14 protein-coding genes are annotated in these 15,911 nt (G+C 47.4%); 6 read left to right on the top strand and 8 right to left on the bottom strand.

Annotated features, from left to right (window positions below; all coding sequences use genetic code 11):
* Positions 1–63: 63 nt before the first annotated feature.
* Positions 64–1,554 (top strand): cysteine--tRNA ligase, encoded by a 1,491-nt coding sequence (gene cysS / locus AC1DXC_RS18445; protein ID WP_477460647.1) that lies wholly within the window; start codon positions 64–66, stop codon positions 1,552–1,554.
* A gap of 87 nt (positions 1,555–1,641) precedes the next feature.
* Positions 1,642–2,508, top strand: a complete 867-nt coding sequence (locus AC1DXC_RS18440) for a hypothetical protein (protein ID WP_477460646.1) — start codon at positions 1,642–1,644, stop codon at positions 2,506–2,508.
* Positions 2,509–2,582: 74 nt separating this feature from the next.
* On the opposite strand, the gene AC1DXC_RS18435 is transcribed toward AC1DXC_RS18440, so the two are convergent.
* Both AC1DXC_RS18435 and AC1DXC_RS18430 read right to left on the bottom strand, forming a co-directional pair.
* Positions 2,583–3,545, bottom strand: a complete 963-nt coding sequence (locus tag AC1DXC_RS18435; RefSeq protein WP_477460645.1) for an AAA family ATPase — start codon at positions 3,543–3,545, stop codon at positions 2,583–2,585.
* A gap of 8 nt (positions 3,546–3,553) precedes the next feature.
* Positions 3,554–4,990 carry a peptidylprolyl isomerase gene (locus AC1DXC_RS18430; protein ID WP_477460644.1) on the bottom strand — a complete coding sequence of 479 codons (1,437 nt, stop codon included), beginning with the start codon at positions 4,988–4,990 and terminating at the stop codon, positions 3,554–3,556.
* Between the two features lie 152 nt (positions 4,991–5,142).
* Here AC1DXC_RS18430 and AC1DXC_RS18425 point away from each other — a divergent pair, with 152 nt between their 5' ends.
* Together AC1DXC_RS18425 and rdgB are read left to right on the top strand one after the other, a co-directional pair.
* Positions 5,143–5,778 (top strand): hypothetical protein, encoded by a 636-nt coding sequence (locus tag AC1DXC_RS18425; RefSeq protein ID WP_477460643.1) that lies wholly within the window; start codon positions 5,143–5,145, stop codon positions 5,776–5,778.
* A gap of 1 nt (position 5,779) precedes the next feature.
* Positions 5,780–6,364 carry an RdgB/HAM1 family non-canonical purine NTP pyrophosphatase gene (gene rdgB, locus AC1DXC_RS18420; protein WP_477460642.1) on the top strand — a complete coding sequence of 195 codons (585 nt, stop codon included), beginning with the start codon at positions 5,780–5,782 and terminating at the stop codon, positions 6,362–6,364.
* A gap of 191 nt (positions 6,365–6,555) precedes the next feature.
* Here the strand turns inward: rdgB and AC1DXC_RS18415 are convergent, their stop codons facing one another.
* On the bottom strand, positions 6,556–9,054 hold the full coding sequence (locus AC1DXC_RS18415) for an OstA-like protein (RefSeq protein WP_477460641.1): 2,499 nt from the start codon (positions 9,052–9,054) through the stop codon (positions 6,556–6,558).
* 51 nt (positions 9,055–9,105) lie between these two features.
* Here AC1DXC_RS18415 and tilS point away from each other — a divergent pair, with 51 nt between their 5' ends.
* Complete coding sequence (gene tilS / locus AC1DXC_RS18410) at positions 9,106–10,440, top strand: tRNA lysidine(34) synthetase TilS (RefSeq protein WP_477460640.1); 1,335 nt, start codon at positions 9,106–9,108, stop codon at positions 10,438–10,440.
* Positions 10,437–10,922 carry a hypothetical protein gene (locus AC1DXC_RS18405; RefSeq protein WP_477460639.1) on the top strand — a complete coding sequence of 162 codons (486 nt, stop codon included), beginning with the start codon at positions 10,437–10,439 and terminating at the stop codon, positions 10,920–10,922. Before tilS ends, AC1DXC_RS18405 begins: the two co-directional genes overlap by 4 nt.
* Before the next feature lie 162 nt (positions 10,923–11,084).
* On the opposite strand, the gene AC1DXC_RS18400 is transcribed toward AC1DXC_RS18405, so the two are convergent.
* The 5 genes from AC1DXC_RS18400 to AC1DXC_RS18380 form a co-directional block, all read right to left on the bottom strand.
* On the bottom strand, positions 11,085–12,692 hold the full coding sequence (locus AC1DXC_RS18400; protein WP_477460638.1) for a gliding motility protein RemB: 1,608 nt from the start codon (positions 12,690–12,692) through the stop codon (positions 11,085–11,087).
* Between the two features lie 24 nt (positions 12,693–12,716).
* Positions 12,717–13,853, bottom strand: coding sequence for a GDP-mannose 4,6-dehydratase (gene gmd, locus AC1DXC_RS18395; RefSeq protein ID WP_477460637.1), 1,137 nt, complete (start codon positions 13,851–13,853; stop codon positions 12,717–12,719).
* 92 nt (positions 13,854–13,945) lie between these two features.
* The gene (locus tag AC1DXC_RS18390) at positions 13,946–14,509 is read right to left on the bottom strand and encodes a DUF3109 family protein (protein WP_477460697.1); all 564 of its coding nucleotides are present in this window, start codon (positions 14,507–14,509) and stop codon (positions 13,946–13,948) included.
* Positions 14,510–14,511: 2 nt separating this feature from the next.
* Positions 14,512–15,288, bottom strand: a complete 777-nt coding sequence (locus tag AC1DXC_RS18385) for a DUF3108 domain-containing protein (protein WP_477460636.1) — start codon at positions 15,286–15,288, stop codon at positions 14,512–14,514.
* A gap of 44 nt (positions 15,289–15,332) precedes the next feature.
* Complete coding sequence (locus tag AC1DXC_RS18380) at positions 15,333–15,848, bottom strand: DUF2480 family protein (protein ID WP_477460635.1); 516 nt, start codon at positions 15,846–15,848, stop codon at positions 15,333–15,335.
* Between the last annotated feature and the right edge of the window lie 63 nt (positions 15,849–15,911).

Raw genomic sequence — 15,911 nt, 5'->3', positions numbered from 1 at the left:
ATATTGAATGAGATAGGCCGGGATTTATTATACATGAACCCTAAAAATTGTAAGTTTGCGCTCATGGAACAAAAATTGTTTGTTTACAACAGTTTAACACGTAAAAAAGAAGAATTTATCCCGCTCGATGCTCCCCACGTCGGGATGTATGTTTGCGGACCTACCGTATATAGCGATGTGCATTTGGGCAACTGCCGCACTTTTATCAGCTTCGATTTAATTTTCCGTTACCTGCTGCATTTGGGGTATAAAGTACGCTACGTGCGTAATATTACCGATGCCGGCCACCTGGAGGGAGATGCCGACGAGGGCGAGGACAAAGTATCAAAAAAAGCAAGGCTATCGGCTTTAGAGCCTATGGAGATAGTGCAACGGTACACTGTTGATTTCCACGAGGTGATGAAGATTTTCAACGCCCTGCCGCCAAGCATAGAGCCCACAGCCACCGGCCATATCATAGAACAGATTGAGTTGGTGAAGGCTATACTGGAGAAAGGCTACGCCTACGAGGTGGATGGCTCGATATACTTCGACGTAGAGAAATACAACCAAACTCAGGATTACGGCATACTGAACGGCCGCAAGCTGGAAGATATGCTGAACAATACCCGCGCATTAGGCGGCCAGCACGAGAAACATGGCAAGCTCGATTTTGCACTTTGGATAAAGGCCAAGCCCGAGCACCTGATGAAGTGGCCGTCGCCCTGGGGCGTAGGTTTCCCGGGCTGGCATCTCGAGTGCTCGGCCATGAGCAATAAATACCTGGGGCACCAGTTTGATATACACGGCGGCGGTATGGACCTGATGGCCACACACCACACCAACGAGATTGCGCAAAACGTGGCCAGCTGCGGCAATACGCCCGCGAGCTACTGGCTGCACACCAACATGCTCACCGTGAACGGGCAAAAAATGTCGAAATCGTTAGGGAACAGTTTCCTGCCGCACGAGTTGTTCGAGGGCACGCACGAGTTGCTTAAACGCGGATACAGCCCGATGGTGGTTCGTTTCTTCTTTTTACAGGCAAGCTATCGCAGCACGGTAGATTTTTCTAATGAGGCACTGGATGCAGCCGAGAAATTCTACAAGAGACTTGCTGAGGCCGCTAAAAAGTTAAGTGCATTGCAACAAAATGCGCTGGTTGCTGTTGATGACGAGGCAGAGGGCGAGATTATATCGGCTTGCGAAGATTGCTATAACGGCATGAACGACAATTTTAATTCGCCAAAAACGTTAGAGGCTCTGAACAACATATCCAAGTGGGCAAATTCATTTGCTGATGCAGCCCGCAACTCGGGTGCTGTGTCGGCCGCAACTTTCGAACGGATGAAGAAAACGTACAACGATTTCTTTTATGATGTTTTAGGGTTGAAACAAGAAGATAACGAAGGAGGCGATACAGCCGGTCTGCTTGGTTTAATTGTAAACCTGCGCAACCAGGCAAAAGCCAATAAGGATTATGCCACTTCTGATAAGATAAGGGAGGGCTTGAAGCAAATCGGTTTTCAACTGAACGATAATAAACAAGGCACTACCGATTGGATACGGATTTAACCATTTTTAACGATTATAACACATTGAATTTAAGCGGGGCATGCTTACATTTATAACACGAAAAATAGATATTGCCCAATACACACTATGAAAAAATTATTGATAGCTGCTTTCGTTTTATCTGGCATGGTCCAGCATGCGTCGGCACAAACAAAACCTGTTGAAGTAAGCAGGATAGTAAATGCCGAAATCGACTTTAATAACCTGGTTGAGCGCAAAGGCATCAAAGCAGGCTTTTTGGCCGTTGCCGACCCCGAAGGGATAGTGTTTAAACCAAACGCGGTTAAGATATCTGAGTTTTATTCCACTATCGACAAGCAGCCCGGCAAACTTACCTGGCAGCCAAAAGTTGCCCGTATATCTGCCAACGGCGATCTGGGCTTTACCGCAGGCCCCTACGTATATCAAAACGGCAAAACCGACGATGATAAGGTTTTTGGCCAATACGTTTCGGTATGGAAATTGGATCCAACCGAGAACAGGTATAAACTACTGATTGATTTAGGCATACAGCATCCCGAGCCGGAGGGCGAAGTAGTTACCGATTTTCAGGAGCCCGATCTTACTAAACAAGTAGCTGCAAGTAAAGACCCTTTTAACGGTAAAAGACTGATAATGGATTCTGATAAAATCCTAAACCAACTGCAGGGTATGTCGGCCAGGGCGGCTTACAAGGAGTTTTTAAGCCCCGGTGCGATGTATTATTTCCCGGGTTTCGAACCGATAAAGGGCAAAGAAAAAGTTTCGGATTTCATAGCCAGCGAGGGCATCAGCATTTCGTCGCAAACGGTAAATGGCGGTCGTGCTACTAGTAACGATCTTGCCTACAGCTACGGCACCGCCCGCATCCGCAAGGGCAATATCGTAAACAACTACAACTATGTGCGTATTTGGGAACAGGATGCCGCCCACAAATGGAACGTGTTGCTGGAGATATTTTCTACGGTAGAATAATTCTACGGGAAATTTGACCTATAACAAAAAACGCTAAGCTTATGGGCTTAGCGTTTTTTGTTATATAACGTTTCTTAAAATAATTGTTCTATAATATCGCTTGCGGACAAGCCCTCGGCTTCGGCGTGGTAGCTGCGAACGATGCGGTGGCTCAATATAGGCTTAGCAACTGCTTTTACATCTTCAATGTCCGGGGAATACTTTCCGTTGAGTACAGCGTGGCATTTGGCACCCAGGATAAGGAACTGCGATGCACGGGGGCCTGCACCCCAGTTAAGTAACCGTTTTACCTGCGGGGTAGCAAACTCGCTATCGGGACGGGTTTTGGATACTAGTTTTACGGCGTACTCAAGCACGTTATCGGTAACCGGTATATTGCGCACCAACTGTTGGAAATAGATGATCTGCTCGGCATTCAATTGCTTGCTTACCGTGGCCTGGTGGGTGCTGGTGGTATTCTTCACTACCTGCAACTCCTCTTTAAACGAGGGATAGTTTAAGGCTACGTTGAACATGAACCTATCCAGCTGTGCTTCGGGCAGGGGGTAGGTGCCTTCCTGCTCTATGGGGTTTTGGGTAGCCAATACAAAAAATGGCTTAGCTAATTTGTGGGTAACGCCTGCTGCCGTTACGGCTTTTTCCTGCATGGCCTCCAACAAGGCAGCCTGCGTTTTTGGAGGCGTACGGTTTATCTCATCGGCCAGGATAATGTTTGAGAACACCGGGCCGGGGATGAATTTAAAATTGCGGTCTTCGCCCAGTATTTCAGACCCGATGATGTCTGAGGGCATCAAATCGGGTGTAAACTGGATGCGTTTGAAGTCGAGGTCGAGCACCTGAGCTACGGTTTGCACCAGCAGCGTTTTAGCCAGGCCGGGCACGCCCACCAAGAGGCAATGCCCGTTGCTGAAAATAGAGATCAGAACGAATTTGATTACCTCGTCCTGTCCTATGATTACTTTTCCAATTTCTGCACGTATTTGCTCGTAAGCATGTTTCAGTGCATCGGCGGCCTCTACATCAGAGCGGTGTTGCATATGTTATATTATGGTTTTGCCTGTGCCGAGGTAACCGGCATTATCCATTTCTGTAGTATAGGGTATGCCTGGTATTCCGGGTCTATTTTGATGAAGGTTTCTTTACGGCGTTTTTCGAACCATTGACTTACGGTACGGTCAAGCTTATCGTCCATAGCCATATCTTTCAGCTTGGCAAAATCCTGTTCCAGGTTGGCCTTATGGGCATCCGTAACCGATTTAAGGTATAAAATCTTATAAGTTTTTTTGCCGGTTTGGGCATCGGTAAACAAAATTGGCTGCGATATGCTGCCTACTTTCATGGTATCTATTACCAGGGCCACCTGCGGATCTAAGCGGTTTGTGGGGATATACGTAGAACGGGTTTGCACGTTATCGGCGTTCAGCATCATACCACCATTGTATTTGGTTTCTTTATTATCAGAGAACAAAGCTGCTGCACTCGAGAAATCGATCAGCTTGTTAGATTTCATGATGGTGTACAAACTATCGGCGCTTACCTTGGCCCTGTCTAAACTGGCCGGGGTGGTAATCGGTACAATCAGGATGTGGCGGGTGTGTACCTGCTCGCCCCTGCGCTCTATCACCTGTAAAAAGTGGAAACCGAAGTCACTCTCGAAAACGGGCGAAATTTCGCCTGCTTTCAGTTTAAAGGCCACCGCCGAGAATTCTTTTACGAAACCGTTACGGTCGTTAAAACCCAAGTCGCCACCGTCAGGCGCGGAACCCGGATCTTGCGAGTAAAGCCTCGCCAATGCACCAAAATCTTCGCCTTTCTTGATCCTGTTGCGCAGTTCCTCGGCTTTGTCTTTATAATACTGTTTCTCGTCTTTAGTAAGTTTCGGGTCGAAAACGATTTCACCCACTTCTACCTCTTTATTGAAAGTGGGCAGGCTGTCCTTCGGCATCAGTTCGTAGAAGCGTTTGATATCCTGTGGGGTAACATTTACCTTTTCAGTAATTTTTTGCCTCATTCGCTGCGCAATCATCGATTCTTTGATGTCGGGGCGTATCTCATCTTTGTATTGGATAACCGAACGGCCCAGGAAAGCTTCCAGCTTCTCTTGTCCGCCTGCGCGTTGTATAAAGGCGCGCATGCGGCGCTCTACGTCGGCATCAACGTCTTCATCCTTCACCTGCACACTATCGATTACGGCTTGTTGGGCCAGTAATTTCTGCGTAAGCTGGTTCTGCAATAAAACGGCTTTGAAATTGGCAGGGGGCTGTTGGCCGCTTACCAGGTATTGCGCGTATTGCAACTCGATATCTGATTGTAAGATGATGCTGGAGCCAACTACCGCAGCAATTTTATCAATGGTGCGTACCGGGCCGGTTGGGCCTTTTACAGTGGTATCGGCCTTGATTTGTTTTGTAGTATCTGTTTGTGCCTGGGCTATAGTGGCTACTAAAAAAATATTTACAATGAATATCCCTAATTTTCTCATGAACTTTGTTAAAAAATATGACGGGCGCGCAGGCCGTTAAATCGCAAATTTCGGTAAAATTTATTAATAATAATATATAATTAAGCCGTTGTGCGAATATGCCTATAATGCTTCAACTGCTTTAGGTACTTTTGGTTAAAATATGTTAAATAATGATGAAGGTTGATAACCCCCAGGCTTTCCGTTTTATACTGCAGGACGAGCTTTACCTGCTGCCCGAGGATAAAGTTGCCGGCCCGATTGCTGCACCACCGGTAGCGGTTAAAGCCGTAGAGCCGGATATTCCGGCTGTTATTGCACCTCTTAGCCAGCTCGCAGCCACGCCGGTAATCCCGTCGTCTGCAAGGGAAATTGAGCCTGCAAATACCGCTAGCCCTGTAATTCCTCAGTCAATACAAACGCCCCGCCCTGCATTTAATTATCTGGGCGGTAACAATAAGAATTTTGTGATACTGGTGAATTATGCATCGGACGAGCATATCCCCGCAGCGCATTTAACGGCCATGGAAAGCATCCTTAAACGGAAAGATTTAGTGTTGGATGATGTGGCGATATTCAATATCCATCAGCATCAACCGCTTGCTATTGCCAAAGTTGCCGAATTGCTAAAGCCGCTTAAAATGGTGATAATGGGCAAAGAAGCCTTGCCGCAGGGTATAGGCAATTTGCCCTTCAACAGCCCGGTGCAGGGTAAGAAAACTACTGTGCTGTACAGTTTCGGTTTTGATGAGATGATGAGCAGCAACGAAAACAAGAAGGCCTTTTGGGACCAGATGAAAACATTATAATATGCAGCAATTAGTTTTTGCTACCAATAACCGCCACAAACTACAGGAAGTGGCGGCTAAGATAAAAGGCCAGCTTGCCCTGCTTACGCTGGATGATATAGACTGTACCGAGGAGATAGATGAAACCGGGCTTACCTTTAAAGCCAATGCATCTATCAAAAGCCATTTTGTATGGGATTGCTATGGGCTTGATTGCTTTGGCGACGATAGCGGGCTGGAGATTGATGCCCTTAACGGCGAGCCGGGTATCTACTCGGCGCGGTATGCGGGCACGCACGGCAACCACAAGGGCAATAATGATAAGGTGCTGGCAAACTTAAATGGTGTGGCGAACCGCAAGGCGCAGTTCCGTACCGTTGTCTCATTGATGTGGCAGGGCGAGGAATACTTTTTTGAGGGCGTGGTAGCGGGTTCTATCCGCCAGGAAATAAGTGGTACCGATGGCTTTGGCTATGACCCCATCTTTCAGCCGGATGGCTATGATATCACCTTCGCCGAAATGAGCATGGAGGAGAAGAACGCCATCAGCCACAGAGCCATAGCAGTTGAGAAGTTGATTGCGTTTTTGAATGAGCGTGCTGGCTGATAATAGCCACAATATCTCCCCTTCTTTGCGCAGCAGGAGGGGGCGGGGGGTGAGTCGACTAGCGGCGCGGACGTGCCGCTCGGCGAGTTGACTCACCCCGAATGCGCTTCGCTGTTCGACCCTCTCTGCTCCGCAAAGAAGGTAAGGAAAGAAAAAACTCGACTTAATGTTTGACCAATCTTAACCCCGCCTTAAGGGCGTTTCTTGCCCGTAGTATCCGGCTTTTGCTTTGGCTTGACCGTACTGCTATCGCGTTTGGGTGCTACCACCGGCGCACTGATTGGCTTAAGCCCCGTGCTATCCGGTTTACCCTTTATCACAGGTTTTATGCCAGTTGTATCCTTACCGGTTTTAACAGGCAGCAAGGCCGGTAATTTATTTGCGGTGCTATCGCCAGGCATGGGCTTGCCGCCGGGAGGTTTAGCCAATGGCTGTTTATCTTTCCCGGTTTTCTTAGGCGTAGTGCCGGCTGGTTTTACCGTAGCTGCTTTTTTACCGTACGATGGGATGATGGATTCCTTGGAGAAGGGCCGGTCCTTAGGCTTCCATATGAAACCCTTCAGTATCTTCTCGTCTTCTTTAAACTTGTTTATCGGGCCGTAACGGTGCTCGGGCTTTACCAAAAAGTAAACATCCGTGGCACTATTATCTTTAAACAGCACCCGCATCCGGCTGGTGAGCGAGCGCTGCATCTCTGTTACTTTCTTGGTGCTGTCGCGCGCAAAGTAAAGGCTCTCGGCATTGCCCGATATATACATCCTGTCCAGCTTATCGTTCTTAAAAAAGCCACGCATGCGCTTGCCAGCAATCTGGTTAAAGGTGGTGGAATCGTCTTTCTCAATATTTACGATGAACGCGGAGGGAAACAGCATCAGGTTATCCATCTTTTTGTTACGCATCTGCATCATAATGGTATCGCCCGAAAGCTGCGAACCCTGTGTCCATATAATCGGGTTTACAAAGCAGCGGAGGGTACTGTCGCTGTAACTGTAGAACATCGAATCGGCTTTGGCCTGTAAATCTGATTTAAACAGCTTGGCATGATGAAAGGCTTTGATTATCCTGATCCTCGCAGTATCGCGCAGCGTAACCTTCCGTACCACAAATACCGGGTCGTTTTCTTCGGGGTCGGCATCAAGTTTTTGCTGATCGGTCTTTTTGGGCATTATGCGGCCCTGTGCATCAGGCTTGCCTGCGGGCACAGGGATGGGCTTGCCGTCTTTATCCAGCTTGGGTGGCGCAACTACAATGGGCGGGGGAGGACCGAACTGCATAGGGTGCAGTATCAGGCTATCTTTCGGCAACCATAGCGAGGTAGCCACCAAAAATTTGGATGCTTTTTTATTTGCAGCAGCCTTATCAACCACAGTAGGAGCCTTAACTTTTATAGAGGTATCTCTTATGCCGGCTAGCCGTTGTTTCTCCTGCATAATGTTCAAATCTTTGAACGTTACCATCTGGGTTTCCAGCGAATCTGCAGAAATGTATATCGAGTCGCGCTTTATCTTTTCGGGCTTTTTTACTTTCAGCAGGCTATCCGGCTTTTTACCCGTATCAACCTTGGCTGCCGTAGCTAAGCGGGCTAAGGAATCTGTGGCGGCTTTTAGCTTTTTTAGGCCCGGGTTGGTAATTGGCGTACCCATGGGGGTTTTAACAGGTACCGTTAATGGTGGGGCCTTTACCGGCGAGTTCCTGGTGGGGGCCTTAACCGTACCTAGCGATGGTGCCTTTATAGGCGAACCTTTTTTAACGGCAGCCGGCTTGTTGCTTGCCGCGGTATCGGCCGCAGTAGCCGTGGTGTCTTTTTCTTCGGTTACGATTACTACGTAAGGATCTTTGGTAACCACGGTGCGTTCTTCGTTTTTGTAGTAATTGGCCAAATCGCCCAGCAGGGTAATCTTCTGCTCGCTATCGGTAAATACCACGTGCTTTACCGCGCGGCCAAAGCCGGCTTTTTTATCGTAAAATAAGCTATCGCCCTTGAGCCGTTTGGTGCCCGATTTGTAGAGATTTTTTTTGCCAAAAAAGGCTTGTTCTGTTATGGTATTGTACAGCCCGTCTTCAGTGTACAGCGTATCTTTTTTGTCCTTGGTATCGTAAATATTGGTTGGGCCGTAAAAATAGGAGATACGGGTGCCCGTGTTGTAACGCAACGTATCGGTTTTTATCAGCGCATCTGGTGTTACCAAAATCACATTGTATCTAAAGAAAGCATCCCTGCTACCGGCAAAATAATAGCCGTTCTGGCTGGTGAGCGTGTTGTCTTTATTCACCAGTTTGCCGCCACTGGTATAGGTACCGTAGCGGGTTGCGGTATTATAGGTGAGGTAATTGGTAGTGAGGGTGGCATCTCTATCTACCATCTTCACGTTATCGGTAAGTATGGCAATTTTGGTATTGCCGTTGTAATTTAGTTTGTCTGAGAAGATATTCAGCGTATCGCCCTGCGAAATGTTCACGTTGCCAAAGGCATCAAAGGCATTATCCTGCGCATAAAAGTATGCGCTGTCCGACCTCATGATCGAAAAATCCTGCTGAAAGGTACCCTGATACACTTTGATTACATCCTTGCCGTTTATCTTAATCTGCTCGAGGCTTTTAGAGCGGATAAGCAGCACCACGGATTTTTTCTGCGCCATTAAGGTAACAGATAGCAGTACAAAAAGAAGGCTGAAGGCGTATTTTATCACGAGGGCAAAATTAGTTTTTTGCAGGGGTTATTAAATTAATAATTTTGGGATATGCTTCCTGTTGAACGTTTTATTGATTTTGCTGTGCAAAATAAACTATTTGAGCCCGGCACAAAAGTGCTGGCAGCAGTAAGCGGCGGTATCGATTCGGTTTTAATGGCTCATTTGCTTAAATCTGCAGGTTATCAGTTCGGCATTGCACATTGCAATTTTATGCTGCGCGGCCCCGAAGCCGACGCCGAGCAGGAATTTACCCGCACGCTGGCCTCGCAGCTTGGCGTAAGCTTCCATACCACCAATTTCGATACCAAACATTACGCAGTTGAGCATAAATTATCTACGCAGATGGCTGCACGCGAATTGAGGTACCAATGGTTTGCCCGGCTTTGCCAAACAGCGGGTTACGATGCCGTTGCGCTTGCACACCATCAGAACGATACGATAGAAACAATATTGTTGAACCTTACGCGAGGCACCGGCATAGCTGGCATGCACGGCATCATGCCTAAAAATGGCAATCTGGTGCGCCCCTTATTGTTTATGGGGAGGGAGGAGATACAGGAGATAGTTGCCACCGAAAGGCTTGCCTTTATGGAAGACAGCTCAAACGCCTCGGTAAAATATGCCCGCAATAAAATACGGCACCTGGTAGTGCCGGTGCTTAAGGAATTGAACCCCGCGCTGGAAGATACCTTCGAGCGCAACCTGCGCAACTTCCGCGAGATGGAGCAATTGCTGAACGAAAGGGTGGAGGCCTTGCGTGCAGAGGTAATGACGGAACATGGCGACGAGGTGCGCATCAGCATAGCTGCCGTAAAAAATATCAGTCCGCAACGCCTGTTGCTGTTTAAATTATTGCAGCCTTACGGATTCGTAGAGCAGGTGGTTGATGATTTGATTAGCGCACTGGATAAGCATGCAGGTAGGGTATTCAACAGCAATACCCATACTTTGGTGGTGGATAGGGGGACGCTAATTATCGCTGTTATAAAAGCGGCAGATTATACACCTGTTGTTATTAACGAGGGGGAAACTTCTGTAGATTACCGGGCGTATAAGCTAAGGGTTTTGCATGATGATAGTCCGCTCATTATCAAAGATAACCCACTGGCCACATCGGTAGATGCGGAGCTGCTGGTGTATCCGCTTACCTTGCGCAGTTGGCAGCCCGGCGATTATTTTTACCCGCTGGGGATGAAGACTAAGCAAAAGCTGAGCGATTTCTTCGTTCACCAGAAGGTACCACTGCATCAAAAAAGCGAAGTGCCTGTTTTGGTGAATGCCAATGGCGATATTATTTGGCTTGGCGGCTACCGGCCCGACGAAAGGTACAAAGTGGGCAAAAACACTAAAAAAGTTACTATATTCGAATTGATTAAATTATGACCGACAAAGCCGATTTTACCGAAAAACAATACCTGGGCCGCGAGTGGATACCAATTACTATCCGCCTTATGTTAGCGATGTTTTGCTTTGCCGCGTACTTTTTTACCGACGAACGCGAACGCAACGGCGATTTGCTGGCCGTTGTGGGTTTCGCCATCATCACCATATCTATCATCCTGGGGTTTGTTTTGCATTTTAAAACCGTAGTGGCCAATAAAAGCGTTACGCTTGATGGCCTATGGACCACCCGCCGCGTAAAAATAGACCTGAACAGCATCGTAAAAGTGGAAAAAGGCACCTACAGTCGCTACCTCTTCAATAATCCCGTTTACAACCTGCACTCTAAAGGCACCATCCGTTTCTATACTGCCGGCAACGATGCCATCCACCTTACCGATCGCGATGGCTTGCTTTACATCATCGGCTCGCAGCACGCCAACGAGTTTCTAAGGGCAATAAAAGAGGAAATGAAAGCGAAATAAGCGCGGAGAGGCAAGAATCAAGAGACAAGAAGTAAGAATCAAGAGACAAGACTTATCTTGATTTTAATCACATAAAATGCAAAGGGCACTAAAGTAAAATCTTAGTGCTCTTTGTGTTTTTATCTTTGGGTGCTTTGTGGTTAAAGCCCATACCACGAGTTTTTAATGCGATTTAAAGCTAGCCAGATCGGTATGCAGATCGCGGAACGAGCTGCGGATGCCGAAAGTAAGCATACTGGTTTTATCATTAAATGCGCTGTTCTTTTCGGTGCGGTAAATACCGCCAAGCTCCAGTCTCAGGTTGTATTTAGGGTTCAGCAAAAAGGCTACCTTGCCCTGCAGGTAAACCATGTTGGTGGTTAAGCCCTGGCCAATGTAGTTTCCGTCGGTTTTTGCCGGGTTTTGGTAGTTAAGGAAAGGGTTTTTACCGTAGTTAAGGTTGTTGATATCTAAACCGTAATGGCCAAAATCGCCCTCGCCCGAAAAATCGAAACGTTTGTACGAGTAATTCAACATACCTACATACTCGCGGAAGTTGGCACCAAAGGGATGCGCAAGCGGCTCGCTGTTGGCGCTGTAGTTGAGCACCGATGCGCGCTCTGAGTAAGTGTATGGCCTTGCCGAATTCGTTTCTACAAGATAGTTAAGGTTCTTCACGCCGAACAGGTCAGCGCCTCTTATGCCCAGCTGCCAGCCGAATTTATTACGGTAGTTGCCAGGGTTGTGGAAAAAGTTCTTGGACTCGAACTCATCCAACGAGAACTGCCCGTATAGCGTAAGCCCGTCTACCACCTTCAGTTTACTGGTAAGGCCTATCAGCGCGTTATCCGGCGAGCCGTTAGCAGCTTCTACCGGGCGCAAGAATATAAGCGGGTTGATGTAGTTGAAATCAAAACCGCGGGCGTGGCCGGAGTCATCCTCACTGGCCCATATTACCGAATCGAAGAACCCAAAAGACAGGCGGTTGCTCACGTTCCAGTCCAGGTAATGGAAAACACCAAATTTCTTTCGGTTAATCCCGTGGTCGCTGGTTGCGGCAGGGTCCTCGAACAATGCCCACATCGACATGTATTTTACATTGCCCACATTGGCCGTTACCCTGAAGAAAGGATAAGGCGACGCATTATCTGATAACAGCACCGAACGGTAGCCATCGCCGATAAAAGTTTTATCACGCCCGGCACTGATGTTGATGAACTTTACCGGCGTGTACGATACGTTTGCCGTAATGTACGACCAATTGTACGCATCGGCATCGCTGGTTAAGCGGCGTGCATAAGCCTGCCCCGGAACAATGCCCACCTGGTTGATATAAGTGGAAACGTAATCGGGAAATTTGGCGTTGCTTAGGTAGCCCGCTACGTTGTAATAGAACTTTTTGCCTGCGGTACCACCAATCTGCAAACCCAGGGAATTGTAATGGGTTGTTTTTTTGTCGGTAAAATCGCGGCCGATATTGAAATCGGGCAGCAAATCGGCATAAAAGGTTGATGAAGTGCTTTTATAATCGATTAAATGCTCGTTGAATATTTTGGCATAAGCACCGTTTTTCACTACGCCGTAATTAAGCAGGGCATTCATGCGCGACACCAAAAGCGAGTCGTCGGCAAAGAAAGGCTTCATTGACGAATGTACGCGCGTTTTGGTTGAATAAACATCGGCATCCAGCTTTTGGTAAAACTGGTAATTATAGGGCTGATACACAGATTGTGCTTTGGTAAGCCCGAAAGAAGCCAGCAATACAAAAGTGCTGAGTATGATTTTCTTCATATATATGCCGATGGATCTTCTGTTCTATTCAAAATAATTCAACGTTTTATAGCCGCCTTTGCGCAGGTGTTCATCTTTCTTGGCCAGGTCAAGGTCAGAATGCACCATGTCTTCCACCAATGCTGCAAGGTCGTACTTGGGTACCCAGCCTAATTTCTCCTTGGCTTTTGTAGGGTCGCCTATAAGCAGGTCAACTTCGGTAGGCCTAAAGTATTTAGGGTCTACTTTTACCACTGTTTGCCCGGGGTGCAGGGCGGCATAGTTGAGGCCCAGCTTCTTCACTTTTTCCTGGTTCACGTCTATAATAACGCCTTTTTCGTTTTCGTCTTTGCCGCTGAATTCCACCTCGACGCCAAGCTCCATAAAGGCCATTTTGATAAATTCTCTTACCGTAGTGGTAACGCCGGTAGCAATCACGAAATCCTCGGGCTTATCCTGCTGCAAAATAAGCCACATGGCGGCTATGTAATCTTTAGCATGGCCCCAATCGCGCTGGGCAGACAGGTTGCCTACGAACAGGCAGGTTTGCAGGCCTAAGGCTATTTTGGCAACGGCACGGGTAATTTTACGGGTTACGAAAGTTTCGCCGCGTATAGGGCTTTCGTGATTGAACAATATACCGTTGCAGGCATACATGCCGTAAGCCTCGCGGTAGTTTACCATTATCCAGTAAGCGTACAGTTTGGCAACTGCGTAGGGCGAGCGCGGGTAAAAAGGCGTATCTTCGCTTTGCGGCACAGCCTGTACCAAACCGTAGAGCTCTGATGTTGACGCCTGGTAAATGCGGGTTTTTTGGGTGAGGCCTAAAAGTCTTATAGCTTCCAGTATGCGTAATACGCCTATACCATCGGTGTTGGCTGTATATTCAGGTGTGTCGAAACTTACCTTAACGTGGCTTTGAGCACCAAGGTTATAAATCTCGTCTGGTTGTATCTCTTGTATCAGCCTTATTAAGCCGGTAGAATCGGTTAAGTCGCCGTAATGAAGGTGCAGTCGTACGCCTTTTTCGTGCGGATCGTGGTACAGGTGGTCTATGCGATCGGTATTGAATGAAGACGACCTGCGCTTTACGCCGTGTACTTCATATCCCTTTTTCAATAAAAATTCAGCTAAATATGCGCCGTCCTGACCTGTGATACCTGTGATTAAAGCTTTTTTCATTAACGAATATTGGAGTAAGCAATTATTTATTGCAATATTACCAAAATAATCGAAAACGGCGGTATAAGGTTATATACAAACCTTTTAATATTTTAAATTCCTGCAACGGTATCTTCCAGCTCGCGGTACCATTCTTCGCCGTATTTGCGTATAAGCGGGCCTTTCAAAAACTCGTGTACTTTTACTTTCAGTTGGTCGCCAAAGCTGCAAGCCGGGCTGCAAATGCTCCAACGGTCGTAATTCAAAACTTCGAACTCGGGGTAAGCGGTAATACGTATAGGGTACAGGTGGCATGATATGGGCTTTTGCCAGCTGATTACGCCCTGCTCGTAAGCCTTCTCTATGGCGCATTTGGTAATGCCGTTTTCCCAGGTAACATAAGCGCATTCTTTATTGGTATCTACGCAGGGGGTGGTGTAGTCGCCCTCAAAATCGGTAACGTGGGTGCCTTCCCTTTCAATGGTGGCGATGCCTTTTGCCGTCATGAAGGGTTTTACCTTGGGGTATATCTCTGCTAATACGGCTAGCTCATCGTGGTTAAGGGGCGCACCCGAATCGCCTTCGAGGCAACAGGCACCCTTACACTTAGTCAGGTTGCATACAAAATTCTCTTTTACTACATCCTCGTGCAGCAAAACGCTTCCTACTTCAATCATCATTATTTTTTTACCGGGTTTAATGCATACTTAAGCCCGCTTGCTTGTGTAAGATCCATTACCAGGCTGCCTACTACAAGTTCTACATGCGCCCTTACGGGGATGCGGTTCTTATCATCTGTAATCCACAAATATAGCTTACTATTTTTGCGGAATATGCGCCCGGGGATAATAGTTGGGTTGAATTTTAAGCAGTTGAAGGTACCCAGCCCGCATTTTACCTGCTCTTTGCCCAGATAAGTGATGGTAAGCGTGTGGATGCCATCCTCCAAAAAGTAACGCATATCCAGCTTATCGTTTATCTTAAGGCCCGATACATCCACATTGCGCGCAAAATAATAGGCCGACAGGAAATCGAAAACATTGCCGCTGTACGGGTATTTGCCACTGTTGGCGGTTATCTCGCCCTTCTCATGGTCGAATATCACTTTGTCTGAATGCTTGTAGCCGCCTTCCTTGCGGTCTTCGGAGTAATAATAGGGCAGTAGCGTATGTGGATCTATAAAAGTTTGGTATTGATTGCGCACCTTGAACAGTAAATTGAACGTGCCCGCGGTGTTGGCGGTAGAAAAAATGCGCAGCGCGGGCTTCCCGTTGAATTTCTGCGTGCTGTTCTCCACTTTTATTACCGCTTCGGCAGCGCTAAATATGCCGTATTTCAGTTTATAGGTAATTTGCTCGCCTGCCTGGAAGGCCACCTCGTCGGTTTTTTTGGCTTCCTGGGCACGTGCTGTAGCAAAACCTGCCAGCAGTAAAAACACAAAATAGTATTTCTTCATTTATTTGATATAGAACCCAATAGACCGAATTATGCACCAGGGGTTTAATCGCGCCGCTTATAAATCGGCACGGTTGAACAAGGCTCGCCAAACATAATGCTTTTTGCCACCGGCGTAAGTTTTTTGGTAAGCTCTACGTAGGCAGATACGGGCACAGGTATATCCCCGCAACCTTTTATTACCAGGCGTTGCCCGGCGTATTGCGCTGCATCCATAGCGGCTATCTGTTTGATGAACAAAACAGTCTCCAGCACCTCGGCATCGCCAAAAACAACTTCTTTAGCATAGGGGGCCATACGGTTGGCCAACAACATGTAGGCCCAGGCCGGCACAATGGCGTCAGCGCTGCAGGTTACTGCCACCAGCTTATCCTGGTATTGAGCCCAATCGTGCTCTTTTACAAATTCGCGGAAGTCCTTTTCGCGCAGCATCAACCCATGGAACAAATTATCCTTTATATCGTACACCACGCGCTCGCCTTGCGGGTAAAACTGGGCAGGGTCCAACGTAACCAGGCCGCTTTGCGCAACTTTATTGATGATGTTCTCTTGTATTTCCATTGGCGTATATGTTCCGTTTATAAGCAAAAAAAATCCGGCAACAGTATAACGCTGCTGCCGGAT

The sequence above is a fragment of the Mucilaginibacter sp. P2_D11 genome (genome assembly GCF_056404435.1).
The sequence above is the reverse complement of the archived record's forward strand: the minus strand, read 5'-3'. Positions and strand labels throughout refer to the sequence as shown.